This is a genomic window from Falsiroseomonas tokyonensis, assembly GCF_019024325.1.
GTDB classification, from domain to species: domain Bacteria; phylum Pseudomonadota; class Alphaproteobacteria; order Acetobacterales; family Acetobacteraceae; genus Falsiroseomonas; species Falsiroseomonas tokyonensis.
The window spans coordinates 348,143-368,586 of record NZ_JAFNJS010000001.1 but is presented as its reverse complement, the minus strand read 5'-3'; the positions used below and the strand labels follow the sequence as shown (position 1 = coordinate 368,586).

General features: G+C 70.3%; 21 protein-coding genes. 13 read left to right on the top strand and 8 right to left on the bottom strand.

Annotated elements, in window-relative coordinates; translation table 11 throughout:
• Nucleotides 1-57: 57 nt before the first annotated feature.
• From J3S20_RS01680 to J3S20_RS01670, 3 genes are read left to right on the top strand one after another with little or no spacing between them, the layout of a single operon-like run.
• On the top strand, nt 58-1,674 hold the full coding sequence (locus J3S20_RS01680) for a long-chain-fatty-acid--CoA ligase (RefSeq protein ID WP_216834007.1): 1,617 nt from the start codon (nt 58-60) through the stop codon (nt 1,672-1,674).
• Between the two features lie 44 nt (nt 1,675-1,718).
• Nucleotides 1,719-2,447: an SDR family oxidoreductase gene (locus J3S20_RS01675; RefSeq protein ID WP_216834006.1), complete on the top strand. Its 729-nt coding sequence runs from the start codon at nt 1,719-1,721 to the stop codon at nt 2,445-2,447.
• Nucleotide 2,448: 1 nt separating this feature from the next.
• Nucleotides 2,449-3,354: a patatin-like phospholipase family protein gene (locus tag J3S20_RS01670; RefSeq protein WP_216834004.1), complete on the top strand. Its 906-nt coding sequence runs from the start codon at nt 2,449-2,451 to the stop codon at nt 3,352-3,354.
• Between the two features lie 3 nt (nt 3,355-3,357).
• Here the strand turns inward: J3S20_RS01670 and J3S20_RS01665 are convergent, their stop codons facing one another.
• Entirely contained in the window at nt 3,358-4,059 is a 702-nt protein-coding gene (locus J3S20_RS01665) for a response regulator transcription factor (RefSeq protein ID WP_216834002.1), read from the bottom strand.
• Nucleotides 4,060-4,166: 107 nt separating this feature from the next.
• Here J3S20_RS01665 and J3S20_RS01660 point away from each other — a divergent pair, with 107 nt between their 5' ends.
• From J3S20_RS01660 to J3S20_RS01645, 4 genes are all read left to right on the top strand, one after another.
• Nucleotides 4,167-4,892, top strand: coding sequence for a HugZ family pyridoxamine 5'-phosphate oxidase (locus J3S20_RS01660; protein WP_216834000.1), 726 nt, complete (start codon nt 4,167-4,169; stop codon nt 4,890-4,892).
• 131 nt (nt 4,893-5,023) lie between these two features.
• Nucleotides 5,024-6,619: a phosphoenolpyruvate carboxykinase gene (locus J3S20_RS01655; RefSeq protein WP_216833998.1), complete on the top strand. Its 1,596-nt coding sequence runs from the start codon at nt 5,024-5,026 to the stop codon at nt 6,617-6,619.
• 55 nt (nt 6,620-6,674) lie between these two features.
• Complete coding sequence (locus J3S20_RS01650; RefSeq protein WP_216833996.1) at nt 6,675-7,091, top strand: DUF2237 family protein; 417 nt, start codon at nt 6,675-6,677, stop codon at nt 7,089-7,091.
• A 40-nt stretch (nt 7,092-7,131) separates the two neighbouring features.
• Nucleotides 7,132-7,899, top strand: coding sequence for an SDR family oxidoreductase (locus J3S20_RS01645; protein WP_216833994.1), 768 nt, complete (start codon nt 7,132-7,134; stop codon nt 7,897-7,899).
• A gap of 1 nt (nt 7,900) precedes the next feature.
• Here the strand turns inward: J3S20_RS01645 and J3S20_RS01640 are convergent, their stop codons facing one another.
• Entirely contained in the window at nt 7,901-8,332 is a 432-nt protein-coding gene (locus J3S20_RS01640; protein ID WP_216833992.1) for an Rrf2 family transcriptional regulator, read from the bottom strand.
• 82 nt (nt 8,333-8,414) lie between these two features.
• Between J3S20_RS01640 and J3S20_RS01635 the strand changes: the two genes are divergently transcribed.
• From J3S20_RS01635 to J3S20_RS01625, 3 genes are read left to right on the top strand one after another with little or no spacing between them, the layout of a single operon-like run.
• Nucleotides 8,415-8,567 (top strand): hypothetical protein, encoded by a 153-nt coding sequence (locus J3S20_RS01635; RefSeq protein WP_216833990.1) that lies wholly within the window; start codon nt 8,415-8,417, stop codon nt 8,565-8,567.
• A complete protein-coding gene (locus tag J3S20_RS01630) occupies nt 8,567-8,944 on the top strand; it encodes a group III truncated hemoglobin (protein ID WP_216833987.1) in 378 nt (125 codons plus the stop codon). The genes J3S20_RS01635 and J3S20_RS01630 overlap by 1 nt, the downstream gene beginning before the upstream one ends.
• A gap of 53 nt (nt 8,945-8,997) precedes the next feature.
• Complete coding sequence (locus J3S20_RS01625; protein ID WP_216833985.1) at nt 8,998-9,360, top strand: DUF3140 domain-containing protein; 363 nt, start codon at nt 8,998-9,000, stop codon at nt 9,358-9,360.
• Between the two features lie 6 nt (nt 9,361-9,366).
• Here the strand turns inward: J3S20_RS01625 and J3S20_RS01620 are convergent, their stop codons facing one another.
• The 4 genes from J3S20_RS01620 to J3S20_RS01605 form a co-directional block, all read right to left on the bottom strand.
• The gene (locus tag J3S20_RS01620; protein WP_216833983.1) at nt 9,367-10,572 is read right to left on the bottom strand and encodes an MFS transporter; all 1,206 of its coding nucleotides are present in this window, start codon (nt 10,570-10,572) and stop codon (nt 9,367-9,369) included.
• Between the two features lie 134 nt (nt 10,573-10,706).
• A complete protein-coding gene (locus tag J3S20_RS01615) occupies nt 10,707-11,891 on the bottom strand; it encodes an SGNH/GDSL hydrolase family protein (RefSeq protein WP_216833982.1) in 1,185 nt (394 codons plus the stop codon).
• Nucleotides 11,888-14,722: a DNA polymerase I gene (gene polA, locus J3S20_RS01610; RefSeq protein ID WP_216833980.1), complete on the bottom strand. Its 2,835-nt coding sequence runs from the start codon at nt 14,720-14,722 to the stop codon at nt 11,888-11,890. The genes J3S20_RS01615 and polA overlap by 4 nt, the downstream gene beginning before the upstream one ends.
• A 4-nt stretch (nt 14,723-14,726) precedes the next feature.
• Nucleotides 14,727-14,951 carry a zinc-finger domain-containing protein gene (locus J3S20_RS01605; protein ID WP_216833978.1) on the bottom strand — a complete coding sequence of 75 codons (225 nt, stop codon included), beginning with the start codon at nt 14,949-14,951 and terminating at the stop codon, nt 14,727-14,729.
• Nucleotides 14,952-15,041: 90 nt separating this feature from the next.
• On the opposite strand from J3S20_RS01605, the gene J3S20_RS01600 reads away from it, so the two are divergent.
• Entirely contained in the window at nt 15,042-16,040 is a 999-nt protein-coding gene (locus J3S20_RS01600) for an alpha/beta hydrolase (RefSeq protein WP_246602228.1), read from the top strand.
• A 167-nt stretch (nt 16,041-16,207) separates the two neighbouring features.
• Here the strand turns inward: J3S20_RS01600 and J3S20_RS01595 are convergent, their stop codons facing one another.
• On the bottom strand, nt 16,208-17,347 hold the full coding sequence (locus tag J3S20_RS01595; protein ID WP_216833974.1) for a 2-methylaconitate cis-trans isomerase PrpF family protein: 1,140 nt from the start codon (nt 17,345-17,347) through the stop codon (nt 16,208-16,210).
• On the bottom strand, nt 17,347-18,525 hold the full coding sequence (locus tag J3S20_RS01590) for an enolase C-terminal domain-like protein (RefSeq protein ID WP_216833972.1): 1,179 nt from the start codon (nt 18,523-18,525) through the stop codon (nt 17,347-17,349). The genes J3S20_RS01595 and J3S20_RS01590 overlap by 1 nt, the downstream gene beginning before the upstream one ends.
• 82 nt (nt 18,526-18,607) lie before the next feature.
• Here J3S20_RS01590 and J3S20_RS01585 point away from each other — a divergent pair, with 82 nt between their 5' ends.
• Both J3S20_RS01585 and J3S20_RS01580 read left to right on the top strand, forming a co-directional pair.
• A complete protein-coding gene (locus J3S20_RS01585) occupies nt 18,608-19,384 on the top strand; it encodes an enoyl-CoA hydratase/isomerase family protein (RefSeq protein ID WP_216833971.1) in 777 nt (258 codons plus the stop codon).
• Nucleotides 19,385-19,427: 43 nt separating this feature from the next.
• A complete protein-coding gene (locus J3S20_RS01580) occupies nt 19,428-20,417 on the top strand; it encodes a Bug family tripartite tricarboxylate transporter substrate binding protein (protein WP_216833969.1) in 990 nt (329 codons plus the stop codon).
• The last annotated feature ends 27 nt before the right edge of the window (nt 20,418-20,444 follow it).

The following is a 20,444-nucleotide window of genomic DNA, read 5'->3' as shown; positions in this document are numbered from 1 at the left end:
GTGGCAGCCGCGGAAGGCCAAGACTTCCCCCCAACCAAACGGGGGGAACGACCAAAAATGCTCGGGCTGATGCAGGACTGGCCGCTGCGGATCCACCGGCTGATCGACCATGCCGCCCGCCACCATGGCGGCCGCGCGGTGGTCAGCCGCAGCGTGGAGGGGCCGATCCACCGCACGGATTTTTCCGAGTTGCGCCGCCGGTCGCTGGCGCTCGCCCAGCGCCTGGTGCGGGAGGGGGTTCGGCCTGGGGATCGGGTGGCGACGCTGGCCTGGAATACCTGGCGGCATATCGAGGCCTGGTACGGCATCACCGGCGCCGGGGCGGTCTACCATACGCTGAACCCGCGGCTGTTCCCGGACCAGATCGCCTGGATCCTGAACCACGCCGAAAGCCGGCTGCTGTTTCTCGACCTGTCCTTCGTCGCCCTGGCGGAGGGCTTGGCGGAGAAGCTTCCGCACATCACCCGCTATGTCGTGCTGACCGATGCGGCGCATATGCCGGAGACGAAGCTGCCCGGAGCCGTGGACTACGAATCCTGGCTGGCCGAGGCGGATGGCGATTTCGACTGGCTGCCGGGCGAGGAAAACGCCGCCGCCGGCCTCTGCTACACCTCCGGCACCACCGGGGAGCCGAAGGGGGTGATGTACTCCCATCGCTCCAATGTCCTGCATGCCCTGGCCGTGGCGGCGCCGGACATGATGGGGCTGTCCGCCATGGACCGGGTGATGCCGGTGGTGCCGATGTTCCACGCCAATGGCTGGTGCCTGCCCTTCGTGGCACCCCTGACCGGCGCGGGCCTCGTCCTGCCCGGACCGAAGCTGGACGGGCCTTCCCTGCACGCGCTGATGGAGGCGGAGGGCGTCACCTTCACCGCCGCCGTGCCCACCGTCTGGCTCGGCCTGTTGCAGCACATGGAGGCGGCAGGGGCGGAGCTTTCCACACTGAAGCGCGTGGTGATCGGCGGCTCCGCCTGCCCGCGCGCGCTCACCGCGGCCTTCGAGCGGCGCGGCATCCATGTGGTGCATGCCTGGGGCATGACCGAGACCAGCCCCATCGGCACCATCTGCGGCGTGAAGCCGGAAGTGGCCGGCCGCGATGCGGAGGGCGTGCTGGACCTGCAGGAGACCCAGGGCTTTCCCCCCTTCACCGTGGACATGCGCATCGTCGGCGATGACGGCGTGGAGAAGCCGTGGGACGGGAGCACCTTCGGCAATCTCCAGGTGCGCGGCCCCACCGTGACGCGCGGCTACTTTCGGACCGGCGAGGCGCTGACGCCGGATGGCTGGTTCGAGACGGGCGATGTCGCGACCATCGACGCCGCCGGCTACATGCACATCACCGACCGCACCAAGGATGTGATCAAGTCCGGCGGCGAATGGATTTCCTCCATCGCGCTGGAGAATCTGGCGATGGGCCACCCCGACGTGGCCGAAGCCGCCGTCGTCGCCGCGCGCCACCCGAAGTGGGACGAGCGGCCGCTGCTGGTGGTGGTGCCGAAGCCGGGGCGGGCGGTGACGAAGGAGGCGATGGTGGCGCATCTGGCGCCGAACGTCGCGAAATGGTGGCTGCCCGACGATGTCGTGGTGGTGGAGGAAATCCCGCACACCGCCACGGGCAAGATCCTGAAGACGAAGCTGCGGGAGCAGTTCGCGGGGTACTTTGGGGTGCCGTGACGCCGGGCTAGGCTCGGGACCGAACCAGATGAGGTCCCGAAAACATGACAGGCACGGCTCTGGTCACCGGCGGCAGCCGCGGCATCGGCGCGGCCATCGCGCTGCGGCTCGGCGCCGCCGGGCATGACGTGGCGATCACCTACCAGTCCAATGCCGCGGCGGCGGAGCGCGTGGTGGCGGCGCTGGTGGCAAAAGGCCGCCGCGGCCTCGCCATCCAGGCCGACAGCGCCGACCCCTCCGCGATCCGCGCCGCGGTGGATCGCGCGGCCGGCGAGCTCGGCGGGCTGCGTGTGCTGGTGAACAATGCCGGCCTGTTCCCCTATGGCGCGCCCGAGACGGTGACGGAGGCGGAGCTGGAGCGGGTGCTGGCCGTCAACGTCAAGGCCGCCTTCTTGGCCGCGCAGCAGGCGCTGCGGCACATGGGCGAAGGCGGGCGGATCGTCAGCATCGGATCGACGCTGTCGCGCCAGGTCGGCCAGCCGGGGCTGACCCTCTACGCCATGAGCAAGGCGGCGCTGGTGGGAATGACCCAGGGCCTGGCGCGCGACCTCGGCGCGCGGAGCATCACCGTGAACCTGGTCGAGCCCGGCTCCACCGACACCGACCTCAACCCGGCCAGCGGCCCGCAGGCGGAGGCGCAGCGCGCCGGCATCGCGCTCGGCCGCTACGGGCGGCCGGAGGAGGTGGCGGCGATGGTGGCCTGGCTGGCGTCCCCGGAGGCCAGCTTCGCCACCGGCGCCACCTATATCGTCGATGGCGGCGCGACCGCCTGACATGGCCAAGCCCCGTATCGGTATCGCGCTCGGCAGTGGCTCCGCCCGCGGCTGGGCGCATATCGGCGTGCTGGAGGCGCTGGCCGAGGCGGGGATCGAGCCCGAGATCGTCTGCGGCACCTCGATCGGCGCCCTGGTCGGCGCCGCCCAGGTGGCCGGCCGCCTGCCGCAGCTGCGGGATTGGGTTGAGGCCGCGGGCTGGCGGGAGATCGTGGGCCTGCTGGATGTGCGGCTGACCGGCGGCGGGCTGATCGACGGCAAGGAACTGCTGGCCTTCCTCAACGGCCTCGGCCTCGCTGGCGCGATCGAGGATCTGCCGCGGCGCTACGCGGCGGTGGCAACGGACCTCGCCTCCGGACGCGAGATGTGGTTGCAGACCGGCGCGCTGCATGAGGCGGTGCGCGCCTCGGCCGCCCTGCCCGGCCTGTTCAGCCCGGCATTGCGCGAAGGCCGCTGGCTGGTGGATGGCGGGCTCTGCAACCCCGTGCCGGTTTCCGTCTGCCGGGCGCTGGGGGCGGAGGTGATCATCGCCGTCAACCTGAACGGCGACCTGGTGGGCCGGCGCTTCGAGACGCCGCCCGCCACGCCCGCGCCGAGCGCGGAAGGCATGGGTCGCGCCCTGCGCGACCTGCCGCTGGCGCTGCGCGACCAGGCGGCGGCGCTGGCCGCGCGGCTGTTTCCGCCGGGGCCGGCGACACCCGGCTATTTCGACGTGCTGGCGAATTCCATCAATATCATGCAGGACCAGATCACCCGCACGCGCCTGGCCGGCGACCCGCCGCATGTGCTGCTGCTGCCCCGGCTGCGCGACCTGGCGCTGATGGATTTCCATCGCGGCCAGGAAGCGATCGCCGAGGGCCGCGCCTGCGTCGAACAGGCGCTGCCGGCCCTGCGGCGGTATCTTTAGGGCTCAGGCTTCCTTGTAGCGGTAGCCGAGCCCATACAGCGTCTCGATCTGCGCGAAGTCCTCGTCCACCTGGCGGAACTTCTTGCGCACGCGCTTCACATGGCTGTCGATGGTGCGGTCATCGACATAGATGTTCTCGCCATAGGCGCCATCGATCAGCTGGTCGCGGTTCTTCACCATGCCGGGGCGCACCGCCAGGGCCTTCACCAGAAGGAATTCGGTGACGGTCAGCTGCACCTGCTTTCCCTTCCACATGCAGGTGTGCTTCGTCTCATCCAGCACCAGGTCGCCGCGGGCGATGATGCCGCCGGCGGGGGTGCCGCTGCCCTCGGCGCGGCCGGCCTCGTTCCGGCGCAGCAAGGCGCGGATGCGCTCCAGCAGCAGGCGCTGGCTGAAGGGTTTCGTGATGTAGTCGTCGGCGCCAAGGCGGAGCCCCATCAGCTCGTCCAGCTCGTCATCCTTGCTGGTCAGGAAGATCACCGGCATGGCGCTGCGCTGGCGCAGCCGCTGCAGCAGCTCCATCCCATCCATGCGCGGCATCTTGATATCCAGCACCGCCAGATCCGCCGGCCGCGCCATCAGCCCCTGCAGGGCGCTTTCGCCATCCGTATAGGTGCGCACGGTGAAGCCCTCCTGCTCCAGGGTCATGGAGACGCTGGTCAGGATGTTGCGGTCGTCATCCACCAGGGCAATGGTGTGCGGCACAGGGTCAACTCCCAAACTGGCAGGCGGCAGGCACGATCAGGGCGTGAGGCAGCCTCTGTAACGTCAGATTGTGGCAAAGACGGGTCACGCAAAGGGTAAGGGGTCAGATGGAAGAGGATCATGGCTTCGTGGCGCGCAGCCTGCTGCGCGGCGCCGGCTCCGCCAGCCTCGCCACCGCGACGGAGGGCCAGCCCTTCGCCAGCCTGGTCACGCCCGCGGTGCTGCCGGACCTGACCGTGCTGCTGCTGCTGTCGGACCTGTCCGAACACACCCGCCACCTGAAGACGGAGCCGCGCTGCGCCCTGCTGGTGCAGGGCCAGCCGGAAACCGTCAATCCGCAGACCGCCCCGCGCGTGACGGTGACGGGCCTGGCCGAGCCGGCGCCGCCGGAGCTGAAGTCCCGCTGGCTGGCGCGCCATCCCTATGCCGCCTTCTATGCGGATTTCGGCGATTTTCGGCTATGGCAGATCCGGCCCATGGCGGCCCTGCTGGTCGGCGGGTTCGCCCGTGCCACGCGCCTGCGCCAGGCCGAATTGCTGCCGGACCCCGCCGCCGTCGCGGCCCTGGCGGCGGCAGAGGCCGGCATCATCGGCCATGTAAACGAGGACCATGCCGACGCCCTGGCCGCCATCGCCACCGGCCTGCTCGGCCAGGCGCCCGGCGACTGGCGCATGACGGGCGTCGACCCCGATGGTTGCGACCTTGCTTCTCCTGGGGCGGCCGGGGAGGCGGTGGCCCGCCTGGCCTGGCCGGCGCCGGTCGCGGATGCCAATGGCGTGCGCCTGGCCCTGGTGGCGGCGACGCGGGAAGCCAGGTCCCGGCTGAGCTTGTAAAGTAACCAACCGGTTCGCGTTGATTGTGACAGCTTACCCGCCCTAATTTCGCCCCCACGAGCGCCCAATAGGGGACGCATGGTGCGACCGGCGCGTTTCGCGAAGCTGACGCACCCATTTGGAGGCTAGCGATGACATCCGACATTTCCGCCCTGTCCGGGACCGGTGTTTCCGGCTCGGCGACCATCCACGCCAATCTGACGGCGCCGGGCCTCTATGCCCATGCGCTGCGGCGGGGTGAGGGGCGGCTTTCCGCGGATGGCGCCTTCATGGCCGTGACCGGCCAGCACACGGGCCGCTCCGTCCAGGACAAGTTCGTGGTGGACGATGCCGGCGTCCGCGACGCGGTCTGGTGGGGCAAGGTCAACCGCCCGCTGCCGGTCGACAAGTTCCAGGCCTTCACCGCCAAGGTCCGCACTTGGCTGGGCGCGAAGCCGGAGCTTTTCACCCAGGACCTCTATGCCGGCGCCGATCCCGCGCATCGCATCAAGGTGCGGCTGGTCACCACCAATGCCTGGCATGCGCTGTTCGCGCGCAACATGTTCATCCGCCCGCCGCGGGAGGAGCTCGCCAGCTTCAAGCCGGACTACACCATCCTGCACGCGCCGGAATACGAGGCCGACCCCGCCGTCGACGGCTGCCGCACCAGCACGCTGATCGCGCTGTCCTTCGCCGCGCGCACCATCTGCATCGCCGGCACCAGCTATGCGGGCGAGATCAAGAAGTCGATCTTCACCGTGATGAACTGGATCCTGCCGGATCGCGGCGTGCTTCCGATGCATTGCTCCGCGAACCTGGGCAAGGATGGCGACACGGCGCTGTTCTTCGGCCTGTCCGGCACCGGCAAGACCACGCTGTCCTCCGACCCGGAGCGCCAGCTGATCGGCGATGACGAGCATGGATGGTCCGATACGGGCGTCTTCAACTTCGAGGGCGGCTGCTACGCCAAGGTCATCAAGCTGAGCCGCGAGGCCGAGCCGCAGATCTGGGATGCGTCGCATCGCTTCGGCGCGGTGCTCGAGAACGTGGTCGGCGACGACTACGGCAGCCTCGACCTGGACGACAACGGCCTGACCGAGAACACCCGGTCCTGCTACCCGATCGAGTTCATCCCGAACACGGTCGAAGGCGGCCAGGCGGGCAAGCCGAAGAACGTGGTGATGCTGACGGCGGATGCCTTCGGCGTGCTGCCGCCGATCGCCAAGCTGACGCCTGCGCAGGCCATGTACCACTTCCTGTCCGGCTATACCGCGCGCGTGGCCGGCACCGAAAAGGGCCTGGGCAAGGAGCCGCAGGCCACCTTCTCCACCTGCTTCGGCGCCCCCTTCCTGCCGCGCCACCCCGAGGTCTACGGCAAGATGCTCGCCGAGCGGATCGCCAGGGACGGCGCCGAGGTGTGGCTGGTGAACACCGGCTGGACCGGCGGCGCCTATGGCACCGGCAAGCGCATGTCCATCCAGCACACCCGCGCCCTGCTGCGCGCGGCGCTGGACGGGTCGCTCGCCAAGGTGGAGTTCGAGACGGATCCCTTCTTCGGCCTGTCCATCCCGAAGGCCGTGCCGGGCATCCCGACCGATGTGCTGAACCCGCGCAACAGCTGGGCCGACAAGGCCGCCTATGACAAGCAGGCGAAGCACCTGGTCTCGCTCTTCGAGCAGAACTTCGAGACCTTTGCAGGCGCCGTGAGCGACGACGTGAAGGCCGCCGCGATCCGCGCCGCGGCCTGATCACGCCCCATATGCAGGGCGGCGCAGCTGCGCCGTCCTGCCCGGGAGCCTGACCATGCCGCTCGATGATTCCAGCCGCCGCGACGGTCGCGGCGAGACCCCGCCGCCGGCACGCAACGTGCTCGGCGGCTTGCTTCTGCCCTGCTCCGTGGCGCCGCTGACCGGCTTCTTCCGCGATGGCTGCTGCAAGACCGGGCCCGAGGATCGCGGCCTGCACGTGGTCTGCGCCGAGATGACGGCGGCGTTCCTGGCCTTTAGCCAGGCGCGCGGCAACGACCTCTCCACCCCCCGCCCCGAATACGGTTTTGTGGGCCTGAAGCCCGGCGATCGCTGGTGCCTCTGCGCCGCGCGGTGGGAGGAGGCGCGGCTGGCCGGACAGGCGCCGCCGGTGCTGCTGGAGGCGACGCATGTGGCGGCGCTGGCGGTGGTCAGCCTGGCGGATTTGCGCGCCCACGCCCTGGACCAGGGCTGAGGCCCGGCGCCAGACTGCCCCCACAACCGGGGGAAACAGCATGAACGACGCGCATCGCCGCCAATTCGACCTGACCGGGCGTACGGCCCTCATCACCGGGGCGTCACGCGGCCTCGGCGCCGCCATGGCGCGCGGCCTGGCGCAGGCGGGGGCGGAGGTGATCCTCAACGGGCGCGATGCGGCGACGCTGGAAGCCCAGGCGGCGGCGCTGCGCGCCGAGGGCCTCGCCTGCCGCATCAGCGCCTTCGACGTGACGGACGGCAAGGCGGTGGAGGCCGCGGTGGCCGGCCTCGGCCCCATCGACATTTTGGTGCACAACGCCGGCAACCAGCACCGCGCGCCGATTGAGGAAACCACCGAAGCCGGCTGGTACAGCGTGATGGACACGCATCTGACCGCGCTGTGGCGCCTGTCCCGCCTGGTGGTGCCGGGGATGAAGGCGCGGCGGCGCGGCAAGGTGATTGCCACCGGCAGCCTGGCCAGCGACCTCGGCCGCGCGACCATCACGCCCTACGCCTCGGCCAAGGGGGGGCTGAAGATGTTCATCCGGGCGCTGGCGGTGGAACTCGGCCCCTGGAACATCCAGTGCAATGCCATCGGGCCCGGCTGGTTCGACACGGAGCTGAACAAGCCGCTGCTGACCAATCCGGAGTGGCTGGCGATGGTGCAGCGCCGCTGCCCCGCCGGGCGCTATGCGCAGCCGGAGGAGATCGCGGGGACGGCGGTATTCCTGGCCTCTCCGGCCTCGGATTTCGTCTCGGGGCAGCTGCTGTTCGTTGATGGCGGCGTCACGGCCAGCATGACCTGAGTCAGGCGGGCAGGCCGAGCAGGTCGCGCAGCGCCGCCCGGGGCTGCGCGATATCGGCCAGGCTGGTGTCGTCCAGCACCGCGAGGAAGGCCGCGCGCGCCTGCTGCAGCGCCTGCTTCAGGCGGCAGGCGGGCAGGATGGCGCAGGCGCCGCCGCCCAGGCAGGGCACCAGCGCCAGGTCCGGCTCCATCAACCGCACCACCTCCCCCACCGTGATCGTCTCCGCCGGGCGGGCCAGGGTCAGGCCGCCGCCGCGGCCGCGCAGCGTCCGCACATGGCCCGACTGCCCGAGCTGATGCGCCACCTTCATCAGGTGGTTCTCCGAGATGCCATAGGCCTGCGCGACGGCCGCGATGGTCGGCCGCCCCTCCGGCGTGATCGCCAGGTGGATCAGCATGCGCAGCGCATAGTCGGTGAGGGTGGTGAGACGCATGGGCAGAAGATGCATCATCGGTATTGCTTTGCAAGCAGCGCCCAGCATAAGATGCATCGACGGTACATCTTAGGAGGCTGTGATGAGCCCGATCGGCCTGTTCCTGCTGCCCGGCAACCTTGCCAGCGACGCGCTGCATATCGAGGACCATGACAGCCGGGTGATGCTGCGCACGCTGGTTAACATGCTGGTCTGGAACCTGGTGGCGGTGCTCGCTTTGTTGCCCTTCCTCTGATGCCGGCGCTGACGGAGGCGGAGATCGCGCGGCTGGTGGCGCATTTCTATGCCGCCATCCGCCGCGACCCGGCCCTTGGCCCGATCTTCGAGGCGGCGATCGGCGGTGAATGGGACGCGCATCTGGAGAAGCTGCGCCGCTTCTGGTCGGCGGTGATGCTGCGCAGCGGCGCCTATCAGGGCGACCCCTTCACCGCGCATCTGCACCTGCCCGGCCTGACGCAAGCGCATTTCGACACCTGGCTGGCGCTGTTCGAGCGGAGCTGCCGCGACCTGTTCCCGGACGAGACGGCGGAGGCGTTCCTGGACCGGGCGCGGCGCATCGCGCGCAGCCTGCGGATGGGGATCTTCGAAAGACTGCCCGCCACTGCCGCCTGAGCCGCCGGAACCTGCCCCCGCCGCCGCCGTTCCGCAGGGCAGGAGGATGCGGCATGGCGCAATCGGATTCAGAGGATGAGGCGGCGATCCGCCGGGATTTCCAGCAGGCGGTGAACATGGCGCCCGCCGAGCTGGAACGCTGGCTGGCGACGGAGGACAGCGCCTCCGTCGGCTTCCATGCGGAGGGCGAGGCGGAATCCGTCGGCCATCATTCCGGCCGCCGGATCGTGGAGATCCGGCGGAAGAAGCAGGCGGATCTGACGGCGGCGGACTACGCGCATATGCGCAAGGTCATCGGCTACGTGCATCGCCACCTCGCCCAGGGCGGGCCGGCGGAAAACGCCGAATCCTCCCGCTGGCGCTACAGCCTGATGAACTGGGGCCACGACCCGCTCAAACAGGCGCACCCAAAGTAGGCGCTCTCAGGCAGGCCTGCGCCGCATCTCCTGCGCCAGCGCCATGGCGGCCGTCGCCAGCATGAAGCTGCCGCCGACCAGGAACACTGCCTCCGGCCGACCGCTATCGACCAGCCAACCGAACATCGGCGGCGCGACCATGCCGCCGATGTTGAAGCCGGTGGAGACGATGCCGAACACCGCGCCGGCTTGGCCGGGCGGCGCAGCGGCACGCACCATCATGTCGCGGGACGGCATGCACAGCCCGGTCAGCGTGCCGGCTGCGCCCAGCACCAGCACCACCAGCCAGCCCGGCATGGCCAGCAGCCCGACACCAATGGTCAGCACGCCGGCCATGCCGAAGCCGCCCATCGCCACCAGCCCGTGCCGCTTCGCCCGGTCCGCCAGCGCGCCGCCGATCAGCACCCCGGCGGCCGACCCCGCCAGCAGCGCCGTCAGCGCGACGGAGGCCATGCCGAGGCTCATGCCGCCGGAGGCCACCAGGGCTGCGATGGCGAAGGCGTTCATGCCGCCGACGGAAAGCGAGATCAGCACGAAGAAGCCGGTCAGCGAGATCACCGCCGGGTTCAGCACCCGCGTCTGCTGCCCCGCCACTGGCTTCGGCGCCACGCCCTTCACCGGGTCCGGCGGGCAGGTCGCCAGCACCCAGGCGGCCACGAGCCAGGCGATGCCGCCCGCGACCAGCAGCGCGCCGGACAGCCCCAGCCAGGCAGCCAGGCCGAGCATCATGAAGGGCGCCACCGCGCCGCCGGCGAAGCCCGCGAAGGTGTGCAGCGAAAAGGCCCGGCCCATGCGCGGCCCGGCCATCACGGTGTTCAGGATGGCGTAGTCCGAGGGGTGGTAGACCGCATTCGCCAGCCCAGCGAGCGCGCCGGCCACCAGCACCATCGTGTAGGTCGGCACCAGCCCGACCAGCCCGAAGGCCGCGCCCCCCACCACCAGCCCCGCCGCCAGCACCCGCCGCGGCCCGATCCGGTCGACAAGAAAACCCATCGGCGCCTGGGTGAGGGCCGAGACGATGCTGAACAGGGTGATCGCCAGGCCCAGCTCGATGAAGCTGACGCCCAGGCGCGCCTGCAGCAGCGGAAACAGCGGCGGCAGCACCAGGATATGCAGGTGGCTCACCGCATGGGCGGCGCCGATGGCCCCCAGCGTGCGCCGCTCCGGCACGGTCCAGCGCAGCGGCACGGCATCCTGCACGACGGCGGACATCAGAATTGCACGCCCCGAAAGCCTGGCATGGCGCATCCTCATGGATTTTGAGCGGAGGATATGGTCGGCCCGGGCCATCCGACCAGCCGCGCCGGGCCGGGGTCAGACCGGCGGCGGCCGCATCACGCTCGCCGTCAGTCGTAGCCGATCTTGCCGCTGACGACGAATTCGGTGGTGGGCGGGAAGGTGGCCCGCCCTTCCGCCAGGCGCGAATCCGGGATCAGCGCGCCAAGCTCCAGCGCCTCCGGCAGCATGTGGCGCACCGGCAGCGGGGCCTGCGGGCCGCGCGCGACCAGGCCCGCGATCATCAGTCTGGGGCTGTCGGCGGCGGAGGCCGGGACGCTCATCGAGATATCGGCGGGGCCGGCGGCGGTCAGCGCCAGCTCGAAGGCCCCGCTGGCCGATCCCACCGTGGCGGGCAGGGGATAGATGCCCAGCGTCATCTTGGCCGCCGGATCCTCCGTATAGGTCTTGCCGGTGATGCCGAGCCGCGCGGTGCGGTCCCCGCTGAGGGACAGCACGCCGCGGCAGCGCGCGAAATCCGCGACCAGGGAGGTGATCTCGCTGCCCGGCGGCAGCGCCAGGCGTAGCCGCGCCTCGCCCGCCAGATGCACCAGCCTGGTCTCCACCATCGCCGTCCGGCTGTGCAGGCTGGGCAGGCCCTCGAACAGGGTCTCGGCGGGCAGGAAGCGGTGTTCCTGCGCCTGGGTCATGACGGGCGGCGCGTCGAAGGCGATCGGCCGGGCCCAGAGCTGGCGCAGCGCCTCGCCCAGGCATGCGCCGATGAAGTGCGCCACCGGCAGGGTGTAGTGCATCCGGTCCTTGAACAGGCCCGGCTGGGGCGCGTCCGGATCCAGCGCCAGAAGGCGGTTCAGGAAGGCATAGCCGTCGAAGAAGGGCAGGGCGAAGCGTTCCGCCAGCTTCGTGAGGAGCCGCCGGATGCCGCGGCCATCCGGCATTAGGTTGACGATCGGCAGGATATTGAGCACGGGCAGGCAGCCGGCGCGCGTGATCTCGGAGATCGCCCAGGTCATGGCCTGCTGGATGCGGTCCGCATCCAGCCGCTGCCCGGCCAGCAGCGCCCCGTCATTCGGTGCGAAATCCAGGATGCAGAGGTCGAAGTCGGCGAAGTCGAGGCCCGGCCGGCGGAAGGCGAAAAGGTCGCTGGTGCAGAAGCCCAGCGCGCGGTTTTCCACCAGCTGGAACCAGGGATCCCGCGCCAGCGCCCCGGCATAGCTGCCGGCGCCGGCGCTGTTCGAGGTGCCGATGACGCAGACGCGTGGCCTCGGCCGAGCCTCCATGGCGGAGGCGTGGCTCAATGCGCCTCGGCCCAGGACGCGCCGTGGCCGATCTCGACGGACAGCGGCACGGAAAGCTGCGCCACGCCTTCCATGATGCCCTTCACCAGGGCGGAGGTCTGCTCCACCTCCGCCGCCGGCACTTCGAAGACCAGCTCGTCATGCACCTGCAGCAGCATGCGGGCGCCGAGACCGGCCTGCTTCAGCGCCAGGGGCAGCCGCACCATGGCGCGCTTGATCACCTCCGCCGCGCCGCCCTGGAAGGGGGCGTTGATTGCGGCCCGCTCCGCGCCGCCGCGCCGCACGGGGTCCTTGCTGGCGATATCGGCGATCCAGATCCGGCGGCCGAAGGGCGTCTGCACATAGCCGGTGGTGCGCGCATCCTCCTTCAGCTTTTCCATGCTGGCGCGGATGCCCGGGTATTGGGCGAAGTAGGCGTCGATGATGGCGCGGGCCTCGCCCGGCGAGATGCCGAGGCGGGCCGCCAGGCCAAAGGCGGACATGCCGTAGATGATGCCGAAGTTGATCGTCTTGGCCCGCCGCCGCGCTTCCTTGTCCACCGCATCCGGCGCCAGATGGAAGATATCGGCGGCCGTGCGCGAATGGATGTCCTGGCCGGTGGCGAAGGCTTCCTTCAGCGCGGGGACGTCGGCCAGGTGCGCCAGGATGCGCAGCTCGATCTGGCTATAGTCGGCGGCGAGCAGCACATTGCCGGGCTCCGCCACGAAGGCGCGGCGGATGCGCGCGCCTTCCTCGGTGCGGACGGGAATGTTCTGCAGGTTCGGATCGGTGGAGGACAGCCGCCCGGTGGAGGTCACCGCCATGGCGAAATCGGTATGCACCCGCCCCTGCGCATCCGCCGCCTGGGCCAGCGCATCGACATAGGTGGATTTCAGCTTGGCGATCTGCCGCCAGTCCAGCACGCGGCGCGGCAGGGCATGGCCTTGCGCGGCCAGCTCCTCCAGCACGCTGGCATCCGTGCCCCAGGCGCCGGTCAGCTTGCTGCGCTTGCCGCCCGGCAGTTTCTGCTCGTCGAACAGGATTTCGCCGAGCTGCTTGGGCGAGCCCACATTGAAGGGCTTGCCGGCCAGCTCATGGATCTCCCGCTCGTAGCGGGCCAGCTTTTCGGCGAAATCGACGCCGATCCGGGACAGTTCCGCGGCGTCGATCTTGATGCCGGCGAGTTCCATGTCGCGCAGCACCGGCACCATCCGGCGCTCCACCTGCTCGTACAGCGACAGGGCCTTCGCGCTGCGCAGTTCCGGCCGCAGCGCATGCCACAGCCGCAGCGTCACATCGGCATCCTCCGCCGCATAGGCGGTGGCCTTGTCCAGCGCCACCTTGCCGAAGGGGATGCGGTTGCGGCCGGTGCCGGTCACGCTGTCATAGCTGATGCAGTCATGCCCCAGATGGAGCTTGGCCAGCTCATCCATGCCATGGCCGTGCTTGCCGGCGCGCAGCGCATAGGACATCAGCATGGTGTCATCGACGGGCGCCACCGCGACGCCGATGCGGCACAGCACCTCCAGGTCATACTTCGCGTTGTGCAGCACCTTGAGGACCGCCGGGTTCTCCAGCAGCCCGCGCAACTCCTCCAGCGCGGACTCCGCGGCGATCTGTTCCGGCGTGCCGCTGCCCATCAGGTCGCCGCTGCCCTCGTGCCGCAGCGGCACATAGCAGGCGCGGCCCGGCGCGGTGGCCAGCGAGAAGCCGACCAGCTCGGCCTTCATGGCGTTCAGATTGTCGGTCTCGGTATCGAAGCCGATGACGCCGGCGGCCTCGGCCTCCGCCACCCAGGCCTTCAGCTCGGCCAGCGTCGTGACGGTCTCGTAGCCGCCGAAGGGCGGGGCCTCGGCCGGCGGGGCGGGCGTCTCGCTCGGCGGGGGCGGGCGGTAGCCGTTGCGGGCATAGACGCCGGAATCGCTGCGGGTGACGGCGCTGGCATCGCCCAGGCCGAGCCGGGCCAGCAGGCTGCGAAAGCCGTTTTCGCGCAGGAATTTCTCCAGCGTCACCGGGTTCGGCGCGCGGGCTTCCATCTTGCTGATCGGGCAGGGCAGCGGCGCGTTCGCATCCAGTTGCACCAGGCGCTTGCTGATGCGCGCCTTCTCGGCGTTCTGCTCCAGCGCCTCCCGCCGCTTCGGCTGCTTGATCTTGGCGGTATTGGCCAGCAGCGTCTCGAGGTCGCCGTATTCGTTGATCAGCTGGGCGGCGGTCTTGATGCCTATGCCGGGCACGCCGGGGACATTGTCCGTGCTGTCGCCGGCCAGCGCCTGCACCTCCACCACCTTGTCCGGGGTCACGCCGAACTTTTCGAGCACTTCCGGTTCGCGGATCGGCTTCTGCTTGATCGGGTCCAGCATCTGCACACCGGGGCCGACCAGCTGCATCAGGTCCTTGTCGGAGGAGACGATGGAAACGCTGCCGCCCTCCGCCACGAAGGCCTTGGCATAGGCGGCGATCAGGTCATCCGCCTCGAATCCGGGCTGCTCCGCCTGGCAGACGCCCAGGGCCTCCGTCGCTTCCCGGATCAGCGCGAATTGCGGGATCAGCTCCGGCGGGGGTTCGGGGCGGTGCGCCTTGTAGTCGGGGTAGAAGTCGTTGCGAAACGTCAGCCGGGCGCTGTCGAAGACCACGGCGATATGGCTGGCGGCGTGGCGCGACAGGAACTGGGACAGCATCTGGGTGAAGCCGAAGACGGCGTTCACATGCGTGCCATCCGGCCGCGTCATCGGCGGCAGGGCGTGGAAGGCGCGAAAAATATAGCCGGAGCCGTCGACCAGGATCAGCCGCTTCTCCCCCGGCGCCACCGGCGGGACGGCTTCCTCGGCGGTGGGGGGGGTGGCGTCGCTCATCGGATCAATGCCCGTGGTCGTCGCCCGCCCCCTCGGCCAGCACATAGGTGCGGGAGCAATAGGGGCAGGTCACCTGCCGGTCCTCGATGCGCAGATAGACCAGCGGATGGCCCAGCGCGCCGCCGCCGCCATCGCAGCCCACGGTGCGGGAGGTGGCGGGCAGGGTGTCCACCGGCGTCACGCCGGGCAGGGCGACCGGGGTATAGCCGGTCTGGCGGGGGTCGCGCATGGCGGTCCTTAGGGTGGCTGTGTGGCGGAGCGGAACATAGGGGGGACGAGGGCGATGGACCAGCCCGGATGGCCGCGCTACCGCTTGGGCATGCGTTCCCTCGTCATCCTGCTGGCCCTGCTGCTGGGGGCGGCCTGCACCCCGGTGGTGCTGCCGATGGGCCCCGCCATCGCCCCGCCCAGCCTGGCCGCCGATGCGGTGGTCGCCGCCGATGGCGCCCGGCTGCCGATGCGCGCCTTCCCGCCGGAGGGTCCGCCGCGGGCCGTGCTGCTGGCGCTGCACGGCTTCAACGACCATTCGGGCAACTTCCTGGCCGATAGCATCGGCCCGCTCAATGCGGGTGGGGTTCTGGTCTACGCCTATGACCAGCGCGGCTTCGGCCGGTCCCCGAACCGCGGCTACTGGCCCGGGGAGGCGACGCTGGCCAGCGACGCCGCGACGGCCGCCCGCCTGCTGCGCGCCCGCCACCCCGGCCTGCCGCTGTTCCTGATGGGGGAGAGCATGGGCGGGGCGGTCGCGGTGGTGGCCGGAACCAGCGCGGAGCCCCCGCCGGTCGATGGCTATATCCTGCTCGCGCCCGCGCTCTGGGGCCGGGCCAGCATGAATGCGGTGATGCGCGGCGGGCTCTGGGTGGCGGCGCGGACCATGCCGGTGCTGGGTTTCCAGGGCGGGGTGGGGGGCATCGTCGCCAGCGACAATATGGCCGCGCTGCGCCGCCTGGGGCGGGACCCGCTGGTGCTGCGCAGCACCCGCGTCGATGCCGCCGTGGGGCTGGTGGACCTGATGGATGCGGCCACAGCCGCTTTGCCCACCTGCTGCCGCGACGCCACCCAGCGGCCCGTGCCGGTGCTGCTGCTCTATGGCGACAAGGACACGCTGATCCCCGCCCGCCCGGTCCGCGCCGCACTCCGCCGCCTGCCGCCGGACAGCCCAGTGCGCATCGGCATCCATGAGGAGGGGTTTCATCTGTTGCTGACGGACAGCAACCGCGCGGAAGTGGTCAGCGACATCCTGGCCTTCACCGCCGACCCCGCGACGCCGCTGCCCTCCGGCGCCGATCGCTTCGCACCGGAATGGCTGGCGCGATAGGGCCTGTGGACAGTTGGGGCCGGGATGTGGCCGGCGAGGGATTTTTCGGGCTGGGAAGGAAGACAGCGGAGCCGATGGCTACCCATCGGCGAGCATGGTGGACAGCACCCAGCGCGGAAAAGCACCGCCGGACGCGCCCGCAGCCCAACTGTCCACAGGTCCTAGGCTCAGCCCGGAATCCAGACCCGCCCATCGAAGAGCCGCCGCGCGGTGCGGTAGAAGGACCCGGCGCGGGCGACCCACTGCCCCGCCTCCTGCACCACATCGGCGCCCACGGTCAGCACGCCGGAGGGCATGCCGATGCGGATCGGCCCCGGCCCCACCGGCCCGAGGCACTCCGCCACCAGCGTTCCCGCGATGCGCGCCGCGACCGCGGTGCAGAGCGAGCCTGTCAGCGGCAGCGCCCGGTGCGGCTGGCCGTTGGAGATGATGCGCGCGGCCAGGTCGATCTGATCCGCCGCGATGGTCTCGCCGGATAGGGTCGGCGCCTCCGCCGGCGGGCTGACGAAGCCGATATAGGGGACGGAGCTGATCGCCCTGGCCGCCGCCAGGTCCGCGCCGATGCCCATGCGGAGGGAGGCCTGCAGGCGGATGGCGTCGAGCAGCGCCAGGATGTCCGGCCGCGCCTCCAGCTCCTCCGGCAATTCGCGGCCCGTGAGCCCGATATCCCGCGCCCGCACGAAGGCCGAGGCATTGGCCGCATCGACCAGGGACGCCTCCAGGCGCCCGAACCCCGGCACATCGAGCACGTCCAGCACCCGGCCGGAGGGCAGCAGCCGCCCCGTGGTGGCGCCGCCCGGCTGCACGAAATCCAGCCGCACCGGCGCGCCCGTGCCGCCGACGCCGGGGATGGCGAGGTCGCCCAGAACCTTCGCGCGGCCATCCTCCAGCGCAAAGGTGTTGTGGATGATCTTCTTCGTGTTCGTGTTGTAGATGCGGACCGTGGCCTGCGTGCCATTCGGCCGCACCAGCCCCTCATCCACCGCGAAGGGGCCGACGGCGGAGCTCATATTGCCGCAATTGCCCTTCCAATCCACGCGCGCCTCGCGGATCAGCACTTGCGCAAAAGTGTAGTCGATATCGGCATCCTCGCGCTCCGACGGCGCCAGCACGCAGATCTTGGACAGGGAGGAGACGCCGCCGCCCATGCCGTTCAGCTGCCGGCCATAGGGATCGGGCGTGCCCAGCGCCGCCATGAAGATCGCATCCCATTCCGCGCGATCTGCCGGCAGGTCGCGGGCGTGGAACATGATGGCCTTGCTGGTCCCGCCGCGCATGAAGACGGCGGGAATGGCGCGCTGCGGCATCAGGCGAGGCCCTTGAACACGTCATGCAGCTTGTTCTTGGCCTCGAAGCCGATGCCGGGGATATCGGGCATCGCAACGCGGCCTTCGACGACGGGCACGTCATCCGCAAAACCGCCGAAGGGCGCAAACACTTCCGGGTAGCTCTCATTGCCCCCCAGCCCCAGGCCCACCGCGATATTGAGGGCAAACTGGTGCCCGCCATGCGGCACGCAGCGGCGGCGGGACCAGCCATGGGAGGCCAGCATGTCGAGCGTGCGCAGATATTCGCAAAGCCCATAGGACAGCGCCGGATCCATCTGCAGGATGTCCCGATCCGGCCGCAGCCCGCCATGGCGGATCAGGTTGCGCGCATCCAGCATGGAGAACAGATTCTCCCCAGTTGCGATCGGCGGCCCGTAGTGTTCCGCCAGCGTCGCATGCGTGGCGTAGTCCAGCGGGTCGAGCGGTTCCTCGTACCAGCGCAGCTTCATCGGCGCCAAGGCCTCGGCATAGGCCAGCGCCGCGGGCAGGTCGAAGCGGCCATTCACATCCACCGCCAGCCGGCTGCCATCGCCGCCGAGCAGCGCGACCACCGCCTCGATCCGCTCCAGATCCTCGGACAGCGCATCGGCCAGCGCGGTGCCGGGGGCGCCGCCGATCTTCATCTTCACGGTGGCATAGCCCATGCCGAGGTAGCGCTTCATCTCCTCGACCAGCGCATCCACGCCCTTGCCGGGGTAGTAGTAGCCGCCGGCGGCATAGACCCAGGCCGCCTCATCCGCCTGGCCGCCATTGTAGCGATCGGCGAGCAGGCGCCAGAGCGGCAGGCCCTCCAGCTTGGCCGCCGCATCCCACAGCGCCATGTCCAGCACGCCGACGGCGACGCTGCGCTCGCCATGGCCACCCGGCTTCTCGTTCTTCATCATGGCGGCCCAGGCGCCCTGCGGGTTCAGCCTTCCATCCGCGCTGGTGATCTGGGCCTCCGTCGCCTCCAGCAGCCGCGGCACGAAGCGTTCGGCCAGCAGGCCGGGCTGGGCATAGCGGCCGTTCGAGTTGAAGCCATAGCCGGTGGCGCGCCCCCCATCCCCCTCGACCGTGACGGCGACGATGGAGGCGGTCATTTTCGAAAAATCGATATAGGCATTGGCGATCTCGCTCGCGATCGGGGCGATGCCCTGCTTGACGCTGACGATACGCATCCGTGTCGGCCTCCTTGCGGTTGGTGACTTGTCGCCCCCCGCGCCCTGGCCGCACAAGAGGGGACCAAGGAGGAAACAGCCCATGCCCGATATCCTGCACGAGACCCGCGGCCCGGTGGCCTGGACCACGCTGAACCGCCCGGACCAGCGCAATGCCATGACCTTCCCGATGTATGAGGGGCTGTTCGAACAGGCGGCGGCGGTGGCGGCGGACCCGGACATCCGCTGCTGGGTCATCACCGGCGCCGGTGGCAAGGCCTTCGCGGCCGGCACCGACATCAGCCAGTTCCAGCACTTCTCCACCGGCCAGGACGCGCTGGACTACGAGACGCGGATCGACCGCGTGCTCTCCGCCATCGAGGACTGCCCGAAGCCGGTGGTGGCCGCCATCGCCGGCGCCTGCGTCGGCGGCGGCCTCGGCATTGCCGGCGTCTGCGACCTGCGCATCGCCAGCGCCAATGCGCGCTTCGGCGTGCCGGTGGCGCGCACGCTGGGCAATACGCTGTCCACCATGAACATCTCCCGCTTCGCCGCGCTGATCGGGCCGGCCAAGCTCAAGGATTTGATCTTCACCGCGCGGCTGATGGACGCGCCGGAGGCGCTGGCCGCCGGCTTCATCTCCGAGATGCTGGAGACGCCGGAGGCCCTGGCGGAACGGGCGGAAAAGCTGGCGGTGGAGATCGCCGGCATGGCGCCGCTGACACTGCGCGCCACCAAGGTCGCGCTGAAGCGCCTGCGGCTCGCCGGCGGCACCATCGAGGGCGACGACCTGGTGACCATGTGCTTCGGCAGCCATGACTTCCGGGAGGGGGTGGAAGCCTTCCTCGCCAAGCGCAAGCCGGTCTGGACGGGAAAATAACCGCGGGCCATCCTCCGGTCCAAGAAAGACCGGAGGAAACACCATGATCTCGCGACGCAGCCTGTGGGCCGCGACGGGCGGCCTTGCCCTGCCGATGCCCGCCTGGGCCCAGGCAACTGGGGCGCAGCCCGCCGCCTATCCCACCCGACCCATCACCCTGCTGATGGGTTTTGCGCCAGGCGGCGGCACGGACATTATCTCTCGCCTGCTGCAGCCGGCGCTGCAGGAGGATTTCGGCCAGCCCGTCGCCATCGAGAGCCGCCCCGGCGGGTCCGGGACCATCGCCGCCGCGGCCAATGCGCGGGGACGGCCGGATGGCTACCAGATGCTGATGACCACCGTCAGCGCCTCCGCCGTCGTGCCACCAACGATGAAGCCGCCGCCCTTCGACATCATCAATGACCAGACCGCCGTGGTGCTGGCGGGCACGGTGCCGCTGGTGGCGGTGGTGCCGCTGGATTCGCCCGCACAGGATTTTCCCGGCTTCATCGCCCATGCGCGGGCCAATCGCGGCAAGCTGAACTACTCCTCCTCCGGCGTCGCGACGCAGCAGCACCTGGCGGCGGCCGCGCTGAGCTTCGCGGCCGGGCTGGACATGACCCACATTCCCTTCCGCGGCACGGGCCAGGCGGTGAACGAGATCCTGGCCGGGCGCATCGACATCGCCATCGACACGCTGCCCACCTACCTGCCGCATATTCGCGCCGGCCGGGTGCGCGCGCTGGCGACGACCCTGCCTGCCCGCGTGCCGACGCTGCCGGATGTGCCGACGATCGCCGAAAGCGGCTTTCCGGATTTCGACGCCGCCGTCTGGTATATGGTGATGGGCCCGCCGGGCCTGCCTTCCGCCATCAGCGAGCGCTGGGTGCGGGCGGTGAACAAGGCGCTGGCCGACCCCGGCCTGCGCCAGCGCGTAATGGATGCCGGCTACCTGCCCGGCGGCGGCACCAGCGCCGATGCCGCGGCCCTGCTGCGGCGGGATGCGGCGAAATACGCCGAGGTGATTCGTAGGGCGAATATCACCTTCGACTGACGGGCGCGCTACCCCCACCCCGACCCT